Here is a 16,343-nt window from a genome sequence, read left to right on the forward strand (position 1 = left end):
GGGTCGTTCCTTACTTCTCGGGGGAGTTGTGGGAGGTGGCAGGGGTGTCTGGGGTGTTCGCAGGGGTGTTGAGAGTCGGGCCGAGGAGCCAGGAGGCGATCTCGCGGATCGCCCCCTCGCCGCCGCGCGTGGCAGTGACGGCACGCGCTGCGGCACGTACGGAGCCGTGCGCACTCGCGACGGCCACGGGCCAGCCGACGAGGTTGAAGCACGGAAGGTCGTTGACGTCGTTGCCGACGTAGAGCACCCGGTCCGGCGCGACTCCGCGCTCCTCGCACCACTGCTTCAGTGCGAGGTCCTTGCGGTCGATGCCGTGCAGGACGGGGATCTGGAGCTTGCGGGCGCGGGCGGCGACGACCGGGTTCTGCTCGGTGGACAGGATGAGCAGTTCCAGGCCGGCCTTGCGCAGATGCGCGATGCCGAGGCCGTCGCCACGGTGCACGGCGACGGTTTCGTGCCCGTCCGCGTCGATGTACACGCGGTCGTCGGTCTGGGTGCCGTCGAAGTCCAGGACGACGGCGTCGACGTCGTCGCGCGTGGGCAGCGCGGAGATGTCGAGCAGCGGGGCGAGCGCGCGGGCCCTGGCGAGGTCGTGCGGGTCGTCGACCTCGAGGACGCGGGCGGGGTCGGTACGCACCAGCGCAGTGCGGCCGAAGAAGCGGTGCCCGGCCTCGCGGAAACCGGTGGCGGACATCGCGTACGCGGCTCCCGTCTCCAGGAAGTCCTGCGGCCGGTCCTGGCGGCGCGGCCGGAAGGACTCGTCGTGATTGACGCCGTGTCCGCGGGCCGGGGCGGTCTCGAGGAGCACTGCCGTGGAGCCGCCGACGCGCTGGGCGCCGATGGCCGCCGTGGCGGGCTGCCCGGCGCCGGAGTCGGAGCCCTGCTCGCGCCAGACGAAGCCGTGGAAGGGGGCCACGGTGACCGCGCTGTCCGCGCCGTCCTCGACGACCGCGGCGGCGACGCCCTCGACGTCGGCGCGCGTCAGGAAGGGGCTGGTGCACTGGACGAGCAGGACCACGTCCACGGGCGCGCCGTGCATCGCCTCGTGCGCGTCCATCGCGTGCAGCACCGCCGCCTCGCTGGTGGCGGTGTCCCCGGCGATCGCGGCCGGCCGCAGCACCACTTCGGCGCCCGCGCCGCGAGCCGCCGACGCGATGTCCGGGTCGTCCGTGGAGACCACGACATCGGTGACCAGGCGGGCGGCGAGGCTCTCGCGGACGGCGCGTGCGACGAGCGGCACGCCGCCGACGGGGGCCAGGTTCTTTGCCGGTACGCCCTTGGAGCCGCCACGGGCGGGAATCACGGCGAGAACGGTCATCTGTGCTCCTGAGTACGGGAGTTGAGGGGAGGCGCCCGGGGCGGCGGGGGTCACAGCTCGCCCATCCGGCGGATGACGGGGGCGACGCGCTGCACGCCGTGGCGGTACGCGCCGCGCGCCGCGTTCCGTATGGCGTCGCGCACCACGCGCCGTATGCCGGTGGCCTCTGCCTTCGGGGTCACGCCCGGCCGCGGGGTGCCGTCGGGGGCCAGGTGGTGGCGGGCGAGGATGCCGGGCAGATAGCCGGGCGCGGTGGCGGGCGTGTAGTACGGCGCGATCGGCGGGAGCTCGGGCTGCTCGAGCAGCTCGGCGACGCGCTTGCGGGCGGCGTCGAAGGCCGTGTCGTACGTACCGTCCGCGGCGACGCCCTGCAGCGCCAGCCAGTCCGGGTCGGGGGCGGGCCGGTGGCCGCCGTCCAGGCTGTCCCAGGAGGTCAGCAGCCCGGAGCCGAGGAAGTGGTGGTTGCCGAGCGCCTCGCGCACACCCAGGTCGCTGAGGACCGCGGTGGGGATGCGCCGGTGCAGGGACTCCAGGGCGGCCGTCGAGGAGACCGTCACCAGCAGGTCGGTGCGGTCGAGGACCTCGCCCATGTGCCCGTAGACCAGCTTGAAGTTCGGCGGCAGTCCGCCGGGCAGCTTGTCGGCGAGCTTCTGGTACGGCAGCTCTTCGAGGTGCGTGGTGTGCTCGCCGGGCTTGGAGCGCAGCTTCAGCAGCACCTCGCGGTGCGGATGGAGCCTGGCGTGCTCGACCAGGCGCCGCAGCAGATAGGTCCGGTGGGCGCGGGACTCGGGCACGGAGGGCTGAGCGGCGAAGACCACGGTGTCGCGGTCGTCCGCGGCCTCGTAGGGCGCGCCGCCGAGGAACGGCAGCGCGGCCTCGGTGACGGACGAGGCATCGGCGCCCACGCCCTCGTACACCGCGCGGAACCGGTCCGCGTCGTGCCGTGAGTTGGCGAGGACGACGTCCGCGCCGTGCCGCAGCAGCAGGCCGTCGGCGAGCTTCTCGTAGACGACGCCGACATAGCCGGTGACGACGACGGGCCTGCGGGGCAGCGCCAGCGCGGCGAGCCCGTGCAGCATGGCTTGGACCGCGCCGCCGACGAGGGAGAGCACGACCACGTCGTACGGCTCGTCCTTCATCGCCCGCAGGAACTCGTTCCCGGTCACCTCGCGCAGCTCGTCGGCGCGCACTTTGACTTCGGCGAGCTGGCGGGCCGTGGGAGTGGCCCGGCCGCGCAGCAGAAAGCCGCTCAGCTCGATGGAGTCCGGGGCGTCGGCGGGGGCGATACGACGCGCGGTGAGCGCGCCCCATTTCCACCGGGTGTCGGAGTCGGCGAGTACGGCGACCCGTACGGCCTCGCTTGTACTTGATGGCACGCCGAGGACGTTAGAAAGGCATTCCGTTTGACGGCCCAACTCGACCACAACAGCTGGTTAACAGCGCGTCTACGGTTGGCGAAAATGCCCATGAATCAAGCTGGTTAACGGACTCGCCGCCCTGCGTTCACCCGCCATCCCTCCCAGCGACAGAACGAATGCCGGGTCTCGGCCTAACCTCACGCGGGTGGTTAAGCTCTCCGTCATCGTGCCGTTCTACAACGTGCAGACATACGCCCCCGACACCCTGAGAAGTCTCCAGGCGAACGCCCGCGAGGACTTCGAATTCCTGCTTGTCGACGACTGCTCGACAGATGGGACGCCGGAGATCCTGGAGCGCGCGGAGCGTGAGGTTCCGGGGGCTCGGCTGATCAGACATGAACAGAACGGCGGCCTCGCCACCGCGCGGAACACCGGCCTCGACGCCGCGAGCGGGGAGTACCTCACCTTCCTCGACGGCGACGACTGGCTGGCGCCCGGCCACTACGAGCGCCTGCTCACGGCCATCGAGGAGCTCGGCTGCGACTTCGTCCGCACCGACCATGTCCAGTGCACGGCCAGGGCCCGCACGGTCCACCGCGTCCCGGTCGGCCGGCGCGGAGAGGTGCTGCGGCCGCGGGACGCGATACTGCCCGCCGACCGGTCGACCGGCGTCGACTACCCCTTCGCCTGGGCCGGGATGTACCACCGGCGGCTCGCGGAGCGCGGGCTGCTGCATTTCACGCACGGGCTGCGCACCGCCGAGGACCGGCCGTGGATCTGGCGGCTGCACCGCGAGGCCGAGTCTTTTGCCGCGATCAGCCACTTGGGGATCTTCTACCGACGCGGCGTTGCATCATCCCTGACACAAATTGGTGACATTCGCCAGCTTGATTTCATCCGGGCATTCGACCAGGTACTCGAAGAAACGGCGATGGATCCGGATTCCGCTCGGCTGTTGCCAAAAGCCGTGCGAACGTACTGTGCCGTCATTTCCCACCACTTGGGATCAGTAGAGAGGTTCGAACCCGCAGTGGCGCGGAAATTGCGTGCAATGAGCGCGGCGGCCCTGAAGCGGATGCCGCAGGACATTCTGAAGGACGCGCTCGACTCGATGGACGTCGAGCGCGCATCGAGGCTGCGCAGGCTGCGCCGCCGCCCCACCCCGCTCTCCGGGGAGGCAGCGGCCTGATGCGTACGACCCAGATCTTCTACGCGTCCTCGTTGTACGGGGCCGCCACGCTGGCCGCGGCGATCGACAGCGGCTGCTTCGCGACCGCCGACCGGCGCCTCCTGCTGGTCGCCAACAACGCGGCGACACCGGAGACTTCGCCTTCCCTGGACACGATGCCCGGCTTCGAGCAGCTGCGCGGCCGCTTCGACGGGGTGCTCTCCTGGAACGAGGCGATCTCCCCTTTTCATCCGGGCGGCTGGGCCCCGCGCTCGGACGACGGCCCGCTGTGGGAGCGGTATCTGCGGATGCTGTGGGACCTCGGTGACGACCGGATCGAGCTGGCCGTCGAGTCCATCCAGGTCAACCCGGCGCTGGCGATCGCGCAGCTCTTCCCGGACGCGACGCTGGATGTGTACGCGGACGGGCTGATGAGCTACGGACCGACCCGCAGCAAGATCGACCCGCTGGTCGGCGAGCGGGTGCGCAGGCTGTTCCACCTGGACCTCGTGCCGGGCCTGAAGCCTTTGCTGCTCGCGGAGTTCGGGGCGCAGCCGCAGGTCGTCCCGACGGAGGCGTTCGTCAAGGTCGTCGCCGAACTCTCCGACGCCGTCACGGATGTGGCACCCGGCGCGGGAACTGCGGCGGACGACGGCCCTGCCCTGCTGCTCGGCCAGTACCTCGCGGCGCTCGGCATCATCACGCCCGAGGAGGAAGAGGCCCTCCACGTCCGGATGGTGCGGGGCGCGGTCGCGCTCGGCCACCGCCGGATTGTATTCAAGCCGCACCCCACGGCCCCGGCTTCCTGGACGCGCACGCTGGAGCGTGAGGCGGAGAAGCTGGAGGCGGAACTGACCGTCCTGGACCGGCCGTTGATCGCCGAAGTGCTCTACCGTCAGCTGCGGCCCGCACTGGTGGCAGGCTGCTTCTCGACCGCGCTGTTCACTGCGAGCACGTTCTACGGCATCCCGGTGGCCCGGATCGGCACCGAGCCGCTTCTCGACCGGCTCACGCCGTACCAGAACAGCAACCGGATTCCGCTGACGATCGTCGACGCGCTGCTGCCCGATCTGGCGGAGGGCGAATCGGGCGCGCCGAGGAAGGCGGACGAGACGGTGACCGGCCTGCTCAACACGGTCGGCTTCGCGATGCAGGCGCAGCTCAGGCCGGATCTGCGCGCGGCGGCGGAGAGCTATCTCAGGGGCCACCTGGACTCGCACACCTGGCGCTACTTCAAGCGCCGCCGACTGACGGTGCTCGGTCTGCCGGGCGGGATTCCGGTGCCGCGGAACGCGGCGGTGCGCAGGGTGGTGCGACGGGCGCGCCGCCTGAAGCGGGTGGCGCTGGGCTGAGGTTTTTCCTGAGGCTCCGCCCCGGACCCCGGTACGCCCTTCGGGCGTTGTCCTCAATCGCCGGAGGGGCTGACTTTGTCAGCCCCTCCGGCGATTGAGGAGCGGGGTCAGGGGCGGAGCCTCAGGAAAGGGGTCCCCCCCACGCCCGCCAGGGCGTAGGGGGAAGGTAGGGGAACAGGCCCGCCGCAGGCGCTAGCCCAGCAGCACCGCCCCCACCCCCGCCACCACCGCCGCCAGCCCCGCCTCGAACCCCGCATCGCGCCCCGCGAACATCTCCTCGCCCGCCGCCGCGGCCAGCGGATACTCGGCCAGCCGCTCGGCGCGCGCCGCCAGGTCGTAGCCCTCCGTACCGGTCGCCGGGTCCGGGCCCATGGCCTGTTCCTCGATCACGTAACCGATCGTGTAGCTGTACGCGGTGAGCCAGGCGCGCGCGGCCGCCGCCGGGGTGAAACCCGCCCCGGTGAGCATGCGCAGATGCGCCTCCATCGGTCCCGCGTAGCTCATGTCGGTGAAATGAGTGCCGCTGTAGACCTTCGCGCCGTCGCGGTAGCGCAGCAGATGCTTACGCAGCCCTCGCATAGCCGCGGCGAGGCCCGCGCGCCAGTCGGCCGACGGGTCCGACTCCTGGATGTCCGCCGCCATCCGCCGCAGCATCTCGGTCGCCATCTCGTCGAGCAGCGCCTGTTTGTCCTTGAAGTGCCAGTACAGCGCGGGGGCTTTGACGTCGAGCTCTTTGGCGATGGCGCGCAGCGTCAGCCCTTCGAGGCCCACTTCGTTGAGCAGGCGCAGGGCGGTGCTCGCCACCCGGATCCGGTCGAGTCGTTCCGTAGCCACCTTGACAATTTAACAGCGTTAAGCGCATCCTCCGAACCATGGAACTTAACAGCGTTAAGGAAGCGAAGGACGTGGACGTCCTCGTCGTCGGGGCCGGGCCCACCGGGCTCGCTCTCGCCTGCGATCTGGCCCGCCGCGGCGTGCGTACCCTCGTCGTCGAGCAGTCGGACGCGCTCTTCCCCGGATCGCGCGGCAAGGGCATCCAGCCGCGCACCATGGAAGTCTTCGACGACCTCGGGGTCGTGGACGCGGTCCTCGCATCCGGCGGCCGGGCCCCGGTCGGCATGATCTGGCAGGACGGCGCCCGGCAGGGCGAGCACGACATGTTCGAGCGGCCCGCGCCCTCGGAGGCCGAACCGTATACAGAACCCTGGCTGCTCCCGCAGTGGCGCACCCAGCAGATCCTGCACGCGCGCCTGACGGAGCTGGGCGGCAGCGTCGCCTTCGGCACCGCCCTGACCGGGATCAGGCAGGACGCGCACACGGTGACGGCCGGGCTCTCGACGGGGGAGATCCGCGCGTCGTACGCGGTGGCCGCCGACGGCGGCCGAAGCACGGTGCGCCGGGCGCTCGGCATCCCGATGACCGGCGAGGACGTCGACCCGGCGCCGATGCTCGTCGCCGACGTCCGCATCCCATCGCTGGACCGTCTGAGCTGGCACATCTTCCCCGGCGACGGCACCGGCCACCTCGCCGTCTGCCCGCTGCCGGGCACCGACGACTTCCAGCTCATCGGCCAGTTCACCGAAGGCGGGCCCGACACCTCACCCGCGGGGATACGGGCGCTGGTGGCCGCCCGCAGCCATCTGGCCGCGGACGAGGTCACCGAGGTGCTGTGGGCATCGGACTTCCGGCCGCGCGCCGCCATGGCCGACCGCTTCCGCGAGGGGCGTGTGTTCCTCGCGGGCGACGCCGCGCACATCCACTCCCCCGCCGGCGGGCAGGGCCTCAACACCAGCGTCCAGGACGCGTACAACCTCGGCTGGAAGCTCGGCCAGGTGCTGCGCCACGGCGCGCCCGAGGCGCTGCTCGACACCTACGAACAGGAGCGGCTGCCCGTCGCCGCACAGATTCTGGGCCTGTCCACCCGCATCCACCGCGGCGAGGAGCAGCGCGGCGCGGCCACCATGCAGCTCGGCCTGGGCTACCGCGGCGGCCCGCTCGCTTCAGGAGGCATCGGGGCCGGCGGCGCGCTGGAGGCGGGCGACCGCGCCCCGGACGGCCCGCTGCCCGGCGGGACCCGGCTGTTCGACCTCTTCCGCGGCCCGCACTTCACGCTGCTCGCGATCGGCACGGACGCGGAACTTCCGCCGCTGGACGGCCAGTTGGTGCACGTACACCGCATCGACGCCTACGAGCCGTACGGAAAGGGGCTCTTCCTGGTCAGGCCCGACGGCTATGTCGGCTGGGCGGGCGAGTCCGCGGCGGGGCTGACCGAGTGGCTGGAGCGGGTCAGGAGCTGCTGAGCGAGAGCTTCACCGCGAAGCCGAGGAACAGCGCGCCGGCCGCCGACGTCGCTCCCGCCGACAGGCGCCTGCGGCGGCGGAACGCGGCCGCCAGGTGGGTGCCGGTGAAGATCAGCAGAGTCAGATAGAGGAAGCTCGCCAGCTGCGCGAGCACACCGAGCACCACGAAGGACAGCGCGGGGTAGGCGTAGCCCGGATCGACGAACTGCACGAAGAAGGCGATGAAGAAGAGGATCGCCTTCGGGTTGAACAGGCTGATCACAAAGGCCCTGCGGAAGGGCCGCTCGGCCGCGGAAGCACCGTCCGCGGCCGGCTCCTCGATCGTCCGCTCGCGCCGGGTGCGCCACATCGACCAGGCCGCGCGCAGCATCCCGATCGCCAGCCAGGTCAGATAGCCGGCGCCCGCGAACTTCACGATCCCGCAGAGCACGGCGTTGGCCTGGAGCAGCGAGGCGACGCCCGCCGCGGACAGCACCATCAGCACGGCGTCGCCACACCACACACCGGCGGCGGCCGTATAGCCCGTGCGCACACCACGGCGTGCGGCGACCGAGAGTACGTACAGGGAGTTCGGCCCCGGCAGCAGAATGATCAGAACAAGGCCTACGAGGTAGGTCGTCATATCGGTAACACCCAGCATGAAGCGGAGTGTCGCACATGGGTACGACACTCCGCCTTTGCTTTTCGTATCGCGGAATGAGGCGTGCCGGATCCGCTCAAAACGCATCCGTGGGGACATAGGTGCCCCACACCGCGCGCAGCGCGTCGCACACCTCGCCCACCGTCGCCCGCGCCTTCAGCGCGTCCTTCATCGGGTAAAGGACGTTGTCCGTGCCCTCCGCGGCCTTCCGCAGCGCGGCCAGTGCCGTATCCACCGCCTGCTGGTCGCGCTCCGCCCGCAGCTTCGCAAGCCGTTCCGCCTGCTGAGCCTCGATCGCCGGGTCGACGCGCAGCGGCTCGTACGGCTCCTCGGCATCCAGCGTGAAGCGGTTGACGCCGACGACGACGCGCTCGCCGCTGTCGGTCTCCTGCGCGATGCGGTAGGCGCTGTGCTCGATCTCGTTCTTCTGGAAGCCGTGCTCGATCGCGCTGACCGCGCCGCCCAGGTCCTCGACCCGCTGCATCAGCGCCAGCGCCGCCGCCTCCACTTCGTCCGTCATCTTCTCCACGACATAGGAGCCGGCGAACGGGTCGACGGTCGCGGTCACATCCGTCTCGTACGCGAGGACCTGCTGCGTACGCAGAGCGAGCCGGGCCGACTTGTCCGTCGGGAGCGCGATCGCCTCGTCGAAGGAGTTGGTGTGCAGCGACTGCGTGCCGCCGAGCACCGCCGCGAGCCCCTGGACGGCCACCCGCACCAGGTTCACCTCGGGCTGCTGCGCGGTCAGTTGCACACCCGCGGTCTGCGTGTGGAAGCGCAGCATCAGCGACTTGGGGTTCTTCGCACCGAACTCCTCGCGCATCACCTTCGCCCAGATCCTGCGCGCGGCACGGAACTTGGCGACCTCCTCCAGGATCGTCGTACGGGCGACGAAGAAGAACGACAGGCGCGGCGCGAAGTCGTCCACGTCCATGCCCGCGGCCACGGCCGTACGGACGTACTCAATGCCGTCCGCGAGCGTGAACGCGATCTCCTGCGCGGGCGAGGCCCCGGCCTCCGCCATGTGATAGCCGGAGATCGAGATGGTGTTCCACTTCGGGATCTCGGCCTTGCAGTACTTGAAGATGTCGGCGATCAGCCGCAGCGAGGGCTTGGGCGGGAAGATGTACGTGCCGCGGGCGATGTACTCCTTGAGCACATCGTTCTGGATGGTGCCGGTGAGCTTGTCCGCGGGGACGCCCTGCTCCTCGCCGACGAGTTGGTACAGCAGCAGGAGCAGCGCGGCCGGCGCGTTGATCGTCATCGACGTGGAGACCTTGTCCAGCGGGATCCCGTCGAACAGCACCCGCATGTCGTCGAGCGAGTCGATGGCGACGCCGACCTTGCCGACCTCGCCGTGCGCGATGGGCGCGTCCGAGTCGTGCCCCATCTGCGTCGGCAGGTCGAAGGCGACGGACAGGCCCATGGTGCCGTGGGCGATGAGGTCCTTGTAGCGGGCGTTGGACTCGACGGCGGTGCCGAAGCCCGCGTACTGGCGCATCGTCCAGGGACGGCCGGTGTACATCGTCGGGTAGACGCCGCGGGTGAAGGGGTACGAGCCGGGCTCGCCCAGCTTCTCGGCCGGGTCCCACCCCTCCAGTGCGTCCGGCCCGTAGACCGGTTCGATGGGCAGTCCCGACTCGGACTCGCGCGCCATGATGTGTGCCTCCACTGAAGCTACTCGTTGGTAACCGACCCTCGCGACGGACTGTAGCGGCGGGCCCGGTACGGGTGGAGGGCCACGCGCTGGGGCCTTCCTCACAGCTTCTTCCCCATAATGCGCGGGATTGCGCAACCGGGCAGAGCGGGAATCTGTCTCATGAGGCACAGGAAATACAGGGGGGACGTACATGCTTCGGAAAGCCGTCATACATAGAGCTGTCATACGCAGAGCCGGCATACGCAGAACCGTCATACGCAGAACGCTCGCCGCGGCCGCCGTACTGGCCGTGACCACCGGTTGTATGGCGCAGGCGGCCACCGGCCGGCCGGCGGCCGACGCAAAGCCGGGCAGCACCGCGCCCGCGCCGGGCGACACATCGACGCCGACGCCTTCCACGTCGGACCCGGACACGCCGTCGGCGAAGCCGAGCGAGTCCGCCACGACCGCGAAGCCCGAGGTCCTGATGGCGAGCGGCTCGAAGGGCGAGCGGGTGCGCGAGCTGCAGGCCAGGCTGGCTCAGATCGGCTGGTTCGACGACACCCCGACCGGCACGTACGGTCCCGTGACGGTTGCGTCCGTCAAGGGCTTCCAGGGCAAGCGCGGGCTGTCGACGACGGGCGACACGGACGCCGTGACCTGGCAGAAGCTGCTCGCCATGACGAAGAAGCCGACGCGCGACGAACTGAACGGCAGGACCGTCAACAAGCCGTCGGCGAAGCTGGACCCGCGCTGCAAGACGGGCCGGGTGATGTGCATCAGCAAGACCACCCGCACGCTCTCCTGGGTGATCGACGGCAAGGTGCAGTCGACGATGGACGTGCGTTTCGGCTCGCAGTACACGCCGACGCGTGAGGGCGCCTTCAGCGTCTTCCAGAAGTCACGGCACCACGTCTCGTCGATCTACCACACGCCCATGCCGTACGCGATGTTCTTCAGCGGCGGCCAGGCGGTGCACTACTCGGCGGACTTCGCAGCGCGGGGCTACAACGGCGCTTCGCACGGCTGCGTCAATGTCCGGAACGAGGGGAAGCTCGCCTCGCTCTTCGCGCAGGTCCGCAACGGTGACCGCGTCGTCATCTATTGGTGAGCGCGAGGGGTGAATGTGGCGCGGGCAGGACCGGGGGAACGTGTCCCGCCCGCGCCGTTTGCGCCGAGCCGTAGGTACGGGGGGAACCCCGGCTCTGGCGCAGCCGATGACCAGTCGGCTCACTCTCTACTGCGCCGTGGCTTCAAAAAACGTCACACCTGGGCGGCCGAAAATCGTCACTGCCGGGAAATCGCAGGTCAGAATGCGTTAAGGGCAACGCCGGACGAAGGCAGGGATGCACTTTCGGACGGCAGGGGCGCGGGCTCCGCGGGCAGTGGCGCCCAGGAGACGGGCGGCAGGGAAGCGCCGCCCGAGTGGCTCTCCAAGGCGGGGGCGCCGTGGCCCTTCCCGTCGTCGTCACCGCTGTCGCCGCCGTCGTCGCCGCCACCGCTGTCGCCGCCACCGTCGCTCTTGCCGCCGCCCTTGGTGTCGCCGTCGAGCAGCCGGTCGCAGAAGCGCTCCACCCGGCTCGCCCCCTTGGCCGCCTCCTCGAGCTGCCGCTTGCGGTCGGGTGCGATGTCGCCACTGCGGTAGTCGCGACAGGCGTCGACCGACTTGCGGTACGACTCGGCGTTCTGGTCGGGGGACTTGTCGTCCGGGTCGCCCTGCCGCTTGCCCGAGCCGCCGTCCGCGCCGCTCGACGGGTCCGGCTGCTCGCCGCCGTTACTCGCCGGGGGTGACACCGGTGGCGTACTGGGCGAGCCCGCGATCGGCGGTGGTGCGACCGTTCCCCCGCCGGTCTGCGACTCGGAGGCCAGCGGCCCCGGGGTCGCGGCGGCCGAGACGGAGGACGCGGGCTGCGGATCGCCGCCGAAGGGCGACCCCAGGAAGCCCGTGCCCGCGGCGACGGCGACGCCGCCGAGCGCGCAGCCGGCCACCGCGGCGACAAGCCCGAAGCGCACCGGGCGGGCGAAGATCGTGCGGGGCGCGCGGTGCGTGGAAGCGGAGCGCGTGGAAGGGGTGAGACGTACGGTCCCGAGCATGTCCCCCGCGGGCGCGTCGGCGTCTGCCCTGGACTTCCGGAACGCGGCCAATGCGGCCGCCTCGCCGGGCATTTCACCGCCGTCCAAGTAGCCGGAGTGGCTGGGTCTGCCCATTCCGTACAGCTCTCGGGACAGTCGCGCGGCCTGGATACGGGCGTGTTCGTCGGCGGCCTCGACCGGTTCACCGCGCAGCAGCCGCTCCGCCGCTTCCCTGTCAAGCCACTCGTACCGCTCGTCGGCCATCACATGTCCTTCTGCGTCCGCAGGCGTGAATGCGTCACACCGGCGGGTGCCGTCGCGCCCGGTCGGGGGCCGCGCTGCGGCGGTACGCCGTTCAGATCCGCGCGGTCGGCACCAGGGTTTACGTGGTCCGCTTCGCCGCCGTCCTCGCAGAGGGCCGGCGCGGTGTCCTCGCTGAGGGCCGGGGCGGCTTCTTCGCCCAGCAGCTCGGCCAGCCTCTTCAGCCCACGGTGCGCAGCGGTGCGTACCGCGCCGGGCCGCTTGCCCAGCGTCTTGGCCGCGCTCTTCGCGTCGAGGCCGACCACGACGCGCAGAACGACGGCCTCCGCCTGGTCCTGCGGCAGCTGGGCGATGAGGGCCATCGTGTTGCCGGTGGCGAGAGCCTCCATGGCCTCGTCAGCGGTGTCCGAGTCGGCTGCCTTGCCGGTGAGCTCGGTCTCGTCGCCCCCGACGGCGGGGCGACGGCCGCGCATGCGTATGTGGTCCAGGGCGCGGTTGCGGGCGATCCGTGCGGCCCAGCCGCGGAAGCGGTCCGCGTCGCCGCTGAACCGGTCGAGGTCGCGGGCGACCTGCAGCCAGGCTTCGGACGCGACGTCCTCGGCGTCCGGTTCGCCTACCAGAGTGCGTACATAGCCGAGCAGCCGCGGGTGCACGGCGCGGTACACAGTACGGAAGGCACTCTCGTCCCCGTCCTGTGCCGCGAGCACCGCGGCGGTCAACTCCGCGTCGTCCCCCAGCACTACCCCAACCTGTCCTGAAATCGCAGCTGGTCATCACTGCCGCGCCGCCCTGCGCGAATCAGCACGCTACGTGCTTGCAGGGTGCCACGTCCATAATTTGTACAACCAGCAACAACGTGCCGACACAGCGGGGTGTGACAGAAACCGCACGCTCGGCGCTGAGAGAAGTACGGGGCGGCTCTGCCGCCCCGGCGAAAGACGACCGGGGCCTCTCCTGTGGGGGGTGGCGGCCCCGGTCGTCCTTCTACGTCCGGGGCCGCTCCTTCTACGTCAGGGCCGCTCCGTCAGCAGCACACGACCGATGGGGCATCCGGCGCGGCGGCCTTGCGCGCCCGCCCGTGCAGCAGCAGATAGAAGCGCTGCATCGACTCCTCCGGGCCGCCCAGCTCGAAGCGGTTGACCACCTTGCCGAGCGGATTCCACACGCGCCCGTCGGGCATCCGGATCCCCACCGGCTGGCCGAACAGCTCCCGCTGCTCCGGGTCCAGGTCCACCCACCGGGCGCCGGCCCGCCGGACGATCACCTCTCCCGCGTACGCCCCGAGGCCCTGGAGGAGCCCGGCGACCCGCCCGATCTCCGGACGGCCGCGCCGTACCCCGTCCACCATGAAGTCGACGATCCGCAGACTGGCAACGGAGTAGTCGAGCGGCAGCCGGCTGCGCGCCGTCAGCCGGTCGACGACCCCGGCGGCATAGACGCGCATCTCGGCAGCACCTGGCAGCACTCCAAAGTCCGTATCCATGCCAGACCCAGCGGCATGTGCATGAAGAACATCACGCCAAGCTGAAGTGTTCGTTCTCACGCATGAGTTCAAGCCACCCGTACAACCATTTTCACGGCTCGGGCGTCGTCCACCCTCACCATTCACGCCAACGTGCCAGGATGCGCCCCATGACACCGGCCTCATACGTCACCGCCTTCGCGGAACTATTCGGCCAACCCCCGGCCGCCGCCGCCCCGGCTCCCGCCCCCGTCCCCGTCGACTGGGACACCGTCGAGTCCTGGCTCGGACTGCGGCTGCCCGCCGACTACAAGGCGATCGCCTCCGCGTACGGTCCGCTGGACATCGGGGAGTTCCTCTGGCTGCACATACCGTGCGCCAGGGCGGGCTGGTTCGAGTACGGCAACTGGCTGGAGGGCGCACGGCGGGAGGCGCCAGAGGGACTGCTCCCGTGGGGCGAGACCCGGATGTGCGACCTTCTGTACTGGGACACCACGGCGTCCGACGACCCCGACGAGTGGCCGGTCGTCACCTTCCACAAGGACGGGGCTCGCGCGGGCGCGGACCCCTGGCACCGCTACAGCACTCCACTGCTGCCCACCCTCACCACGCTCATCGGCGAGGGCCTCCGGCCGAGCGCGAGCCGCACGGCCTTCCTGACCGAAGTCGACCCCGGCCCGTGGACCCCGCCGGTCCCGCGCCCGGCACCGACCCCGCAGCAGCGCGCCGCGCTCACCGAGGGCATGGGCTTGGCGGCGCTGACCGCACTCGTACCGCCGCCGCGAAAGCCGTTTCTCGGAGACGGCACATGGGAGTGGCTGTACGAGCACCTCGGCACGCGGCTGCCGGCGGAGTACGTGACCCTGATGGAGACGTACGGAGGCGGCTGCTGGACGAACTGGCTCAGAGTCAGCGCCCCTCTGAGCACCGGCGAGCACGGACTTGCCGAGGAGGTCAGGTGGGTCTGCGACGCCTACCGTGGACTGCGCGCCGAACACCCGCAGTTCCAGCCGCTGGCGGTCTGGCCGGAGCCGGGCGGCTTCCTCCCGTTCGCCGACTCCATCGACGGCGACCGACTGGGCTGGCTCACCGAGGGCCCCACACCGGACGACTGGCCGCTGATCGTCTACCCACGCCACGCCGAACAGGGCCCGCCGCTGACCGGCAGGCTCACCGAGACCCTGCTTGAGTGGCTGCGCGGCCGGTTCGCCACGGAGGGCCTGCCGAGTCTCGGCCGGGTGAAAGACCCGCTGGACCACATCGACTTCGAGCCGTTGGCCGACGTTGAGTAGCCGTGAGGGAACGTCTCTCCCCGCTCAATTCACCCCTGTAGGAAGCTCGATGCGCCCGTCGAACACCCCCCCGTTCTCCTCGTTCACATCCTGGCCATAGGTGATGTCCTGTCCGCGATAGGGGATCAGAAAACCGAAACGGAACCGGTGGGATTCGACTCTGTACGTTTCGGGGTCGAGGATCAGCGTCTCCTCCAGCCGGGACAGGGTGAGTTGGTCCTCGGTCGCTGAAACCCCGGCCTTCTGGAGTTGCTTCAGGGTCGGCTTCAGCTCGCGTACAACCTTCTCGGCAAAGGACCGGTCCCTCACCTCCGACAACTTCCGTGAACCGGAGCGGACTTGGAGTCGAATCTTCCCTCCCGCCTTGGTCAGCGTGACGTCATCCCCCGACTCTTGTAGGTACTTCCTGAACTCCCCTATGGCAGCCACAGGGTCTTCCACTTTGTTCTTCATGTCCGGGTCGGAGACGGGGCCGTGCTTCCAGGCGTCCCCTCCTTCCTTGACGTACTGCGTACCACCGATCACAAAGATCTCTTCAGGCTTACGCTTCCCCCTACTGATGACGAACCCTGAGGAATGGAAAGCCGCAGGGGCCTGGGTCCGCCTCACGGTGGCTTCGTAAGAAGCGGCGCTCGTCTGCCCCTGAAAGACGAGACTCTCACTGCCCTTCACCGCGAACGTCCAGCCGCCCTGGGCTGACATCGCCTCTTCGGCTCGGTCAAGAAAGTCCTCTGCGGTGACCGGCTTCGCAGGCTTCGTTGTCTTTACTCCGGGGCTCGTGGACTCAGCCGACTCGACCGACTCCGTCGGCTCCCCTTCCGCAGAGCAACCGATCAACGAAACGGAGAGCGGGATGATCAGCGCGGCAAGTCTGTAGTTCACTCGCATGTTCACGCTCCTTCGGCCGGCGGGTCAGCCGATGGCGATGCGCGGGTGCGCGCCGGGCTTGATCCAGCCCATGATCCGGTCCATGGTGCCGCGCGGCACCGATACGCAACCCGCGGTCGCCCCCTTGCCGTTGACGTGCAGGAAGATCCCGGCTCCGCGGCCCGGCGTGGCCGGCCAGCGGTTGAAGTTGATGACCAGGGCCTTGGCGTACTGCGTCGGGTAGTTGATGAGGTGTTCGCTGCCCCGCTCGCCGCTCTCGGTGAGCGGGAAGTCGGCCCCGGCCTCGGTGTGCATCTGGTTGTAGAACTTCGACTCGGGGTCCTGGACCCACCAGTGGCTGGAGTTGACCCGCGTGTAGGGCATGCTCGTGCCGCTGGACTCAACGCCGAAGCCCTCGGTGATGGTGTAGGTGCCCGACGGCGTGGTGTAAGTGCTCTGCCTGCGGGTGGCGCCATCGACAACGCCGTTCGACCCGACCCGGCCGCTGTCGGAGATGACCGACTTCCAGCCGGACGAACCCTTGGCCCAGGCGGTCACCGTGGCGTACGAGCCGCTCGCCTTCACAGTGATGACCTGGGTGGCATTGCCCACG

General features: G+C 70.1%; 15 protein-coding genes. 5 read left to right on the forward strand and 10 right to left on the reverse strand.

The genetic code is table 11. The features are described 5' to 3' along the window. Window positions 1–10 precede the first annotated feature (10 nt). A complete protein-coding gene (locus ACH492_RS37340) occupies window positions 11–1,318 on the reverse strand; it encodes a cytidylyltransferase domain-containing protein (protein ID WP_398993464.1) in 1,308 nt (435 codons plus the stop codon). Window positions 1,319–1,368: 50 nt separating this feature from the next. Then, entirely contained in the window at window positions 1,369–2,694 is a 1,326-nt protein-coding gene (locus ACH492_RS37345) for a DUF6716 putative glycosyltransferase (protein WP_398993466.1), read from the reverse strand. A 187-nt stretch (window positions 2,695–2,881) separates the two neighbouring features. Here ACH492_RS37345 and ACH492_RS37350 point away from each other — a divergent pair, with 187 nt between their 5' ends. Together ACH492_RS37350 and ACH492_RS37355 are read left to right on the forward strand one after the other, a co-directional pair. Continuing rightward, on the forward strand, window positions 2,882–3,865 hold the full coding sequence (locus tag ACH492_RS37350) for a glycosyltransferase family 2 protein (RefSeq protein WP_398993468.1): 984 nt from the start codon (window positions 2,882–2,884) through the stop codon (window positions 3,863–3,865). Beyond that, window positions 3,865–5,196, forward strand: coding sequence for an alpha-2,8-polysialyltransferase family protein (locus ACH492_RS37355; RefSeq protein WP_398993469.1), 1,332 nt, complete (start codon window positions 3,865–3,867; stop codon window positions 5,194–5,196). Before ACH492_RS37350 ends, ACH492_RS37355 begins: the two co-directional genes overlap by 1 nt. 192 nt (window positions 5,197–5,388) lie before the next feature. On the opposite strand, the gene ACH492_RS37360 is transcribed toward ACH492_RS37355, so the two are convergent. Beyond that, on the reverse strand, window positions 5,389–6,039 hold the full coding sequence (locus tag ACH492_RS37360; protein ID WP_398993520.1) for a TetR/AcrR family transcriptional regulator C-terminal domain-containing protein: 651 nt from the start codon (window positions 6,037–6,039) through the stop codon (window positions 5,389–5,391). Window positions 6,040–6,068: 29 nt separating this feature from the next. Here ACH492_RS37360 and ACH492_RS37365 point away from each other — a divergent pair, with 29 nt between their 5' ends. After that, window positions 6,069–7,496: an FAD-dependent oxidoreductase gene (locus ACH492_RS37365; protein ID WP_398993471.1), complete on the forward strand. Its 1,428-nt coding sequence runs from the start codon at window positions 6,069–6,071 to the stop codon at window positions 7,494–7,496. On the opposite strand, the gene leuE is transcribed toward ACH492_RS37365, so the two are convergent. After that, window positions 7,483–8,136 carry a leucine efflux protein LeuE gene (gene leuE, locus ACH492_RS37370; RefSeq protein WP_398993473.1) on the reverse strand — a complete coding sequence of 218 codons (654 nt, stop codon included), beginning with the start codon at window positions 8,134–8,136 and terminating at the stop codon, window positions 7,483–7,485. The two genes, ACH492_RS37365 and leuE, sit on opposite strands and share 14 nt — an antisense overlap. Window positions 8,137–8,212: 76 nt before the next feature. After that, on the reverse strand, window positions 8,213–9,793 hold the full coding sequence (locus ACH492_RS37375) for a methylmalonyl-CoA mutase (protein WP_398993475.1): 1,581 nt from the start codon (window positions 9,791–9,793) through the stop codon (window positions 8,213–8,215). Window positions 9,794–9,986: 193 nt separating this feature from the next. Between ACH492_RS37375 and ACH492_RS37380 the strand changes: the two genes are divergently transcribed. Continuing rightward, window positions 9,987–10,886 carry a peptidoglycan-binding protein gene (locus tag ACH492_RS37380; RefSeq protein ID WP_398993476.1) on the forward strand — a complete coding sequence of 300 codons (900 nt, stop codon included), beginning with the start codon at window positions 9,987–9,989 and terminating at the stop codon, window positions 10,884–10,886. 197 nt (window positions 10,887–11,083) lie between these two features. Here the strand turns inward: ACH492_RS37380 and ACH492_RS37385 are convergent, their stop codons facing one another. The 3 genes from ACH492_RS37385 to ACH492_RS37395 all read right to left on the reverse strand — a co-directional run bounded on the left by ACH492_RS37385 (window position 11,084) and on the right by ACH492_RS37395 (window position 13,553). Next, on the reverse strand, window positions 11,084–12,112 hold the full coding sequence (locus ACH492_RS37385) for a hypothetical protein (protein WP_398993478.1): 1,029 nt from the start codon (window positions 12,110–12,112) through the stop codon (window positions 11,084–11,086). Next, on the reverse strand, window positions 12,112–12,849 hold the full coding sequence (locus ACH492_RS37390; protein WP_398993480.1) for an RNA polymerase sigma factor: 738 nt from the start codon (window positions 12,847–12,849) through the stop codon (window positions 12,112–12,114). Before ACH492_RS37390 ends, ACH492_RS37385 begins: the two co-directional genes overlap by 1 nt. A gap of 284 nt (window positions 12,850–13,133) precedes the next feature. Beyond that, on the reverse strand, window positions 13,134–13,553 hold the full coding sequence (locus tag ACH492_RS37395) for a hypothetical protein (RefSeq protein ID WP_398993482.1): 420 nt from the start codon (window positions 13,551–13,553) through the stop codon (window positions 13,134–13,136). 188 nt (window positions 13,554–13,741) lie between these two features. On the opposite strand from ACH492_RS37395, the gene ACH492_RS37400 reads away from it, so the two are divergent. Continuing rightward, on the forward strand, window positions 13,742–14,863 hold the full coding sequence (locus tag ACH492_RS37400) for a hypothetical protein (RefSeq protein ID WP_398993484.1): 1,122 nt from the start codon (window positions 13,742–13,744) through the stop codon (window positions 14,861–14,863). Between the two features lie 24 nt (window positions 14,864–14,887). Here the strand turns inward: ACH492_RS37400 and ACH492_RS37405 are convergent, their stop codons facing one another. Further along, window positions 14,888–15,751 (reverse strand): hypothetical protein, encoded by an 864-nt coding sequence (locus ACH492_RS37405; RefSeq protein ID WP_398993486.1) that lies wholly within the window; start codon window positions 15,749–15,751, stop codon window positions 14,888–14,890. Window positions 15,752–15,775: 24 nt separating this feature from the next. After that, window positions 15,776–16,342: a L,D-transpeptidase gene (locus tag ACH492_RS37410; protein ID WP_398993488.1), complete on the reverse strand. Its 567-nt coding sequence runs from the start codon at window positions 16,340–16,342 to the stop codon at window positions 15,776–15,778. Window position 16,343 lies beyond the last annotated feature (1 nt).

Source organism: Streptomyces sp. NPDC019443 (genome assembly GCF_044389785.1).
GTDB lineage: Bacteria > Actinomycetota > Actinomycetes > Streptomycetales > Streptomycetaceae > Streptomyces.

What these genes read in the sequence shown, in the direction of transcription:
- ACH492_RS37340 (WP_398993464.1), bottom strand. Translation starts at nt 1,318, where the DNA reads ATGACCGTTCTCGCCGTGATTCCCGCCCGTGGCGGCTCCAAGGGCGTA.
- ACH492_RS37355 (WP_398993469.1), top strand. Translation starts at nt 3,865, where the DNA reads ATGCGTACGACCCAGATCTTCTACGCGTCCTCGTTGTACGGGGCCGCC.
- ACH492_RS37365 (WP_398993471.1), top strand. Translation starts at nt 6,069, where the DNA reads ATGGAACTTAACAGCGTTAAGGAAGCGAAGGACGTGGACGTCCTCGTC.
- leuE (WP_398993473.1), bottom strand. Translation starts at nt 8,136, where the DNA reads ATGCTGGGTGTTACCGATATGACGACCTACCTCGTAGGCCTTGTTCTG.
- ACH492_RS37375 (WP_398993475.1), bottom strand. Translation starts at nt 9,793, where the DNA reads ATGGCGCGCGAGTCCGAGTCGGGACTGCCCATCGAACCGGTCTACGGG.
- ACH492_RS37380 (WP_398993476.1), top strand. Translation starts at nt 9,987, where the DNA reads ATGCTTCGGAAAGCCGTCATACATAGAGCTGTCATACGCAGAGCCGGC.
- ACH492_RS37385 (WP_398993478.1), bottom strand. Translation starts at nt 12,112, where the DNA reads ATGGCCGACGAGCGGTACGAGTGGCTTGACAGGGAAGCGGCGGAGCGG.
- ACH492_RS37395 (WP_398993482.1), bottom strand. Translation starts at nt 13,553, where the DNA reads ATGCGCGTCTATGCCGCCGGGGTCGTCGACCGGCTGACGGCGCGCAGC.
- ACH492_RS37400 (WP_398993484.1), top strand. Translation starts at nt 13,742, where the DNA reads ATGACACCGGCCTCATACGTCACCGCCTTCGCGGAACTATTCGGCCAA.
- ACH492_RS37405 (WP_398993486.1), bottom strand. Translation starts at nt 15,751, where the DNA reads ATGCGAGTGAACTACAGACTTGCCGCGCTGATCATCCCGCTCTCCGTT.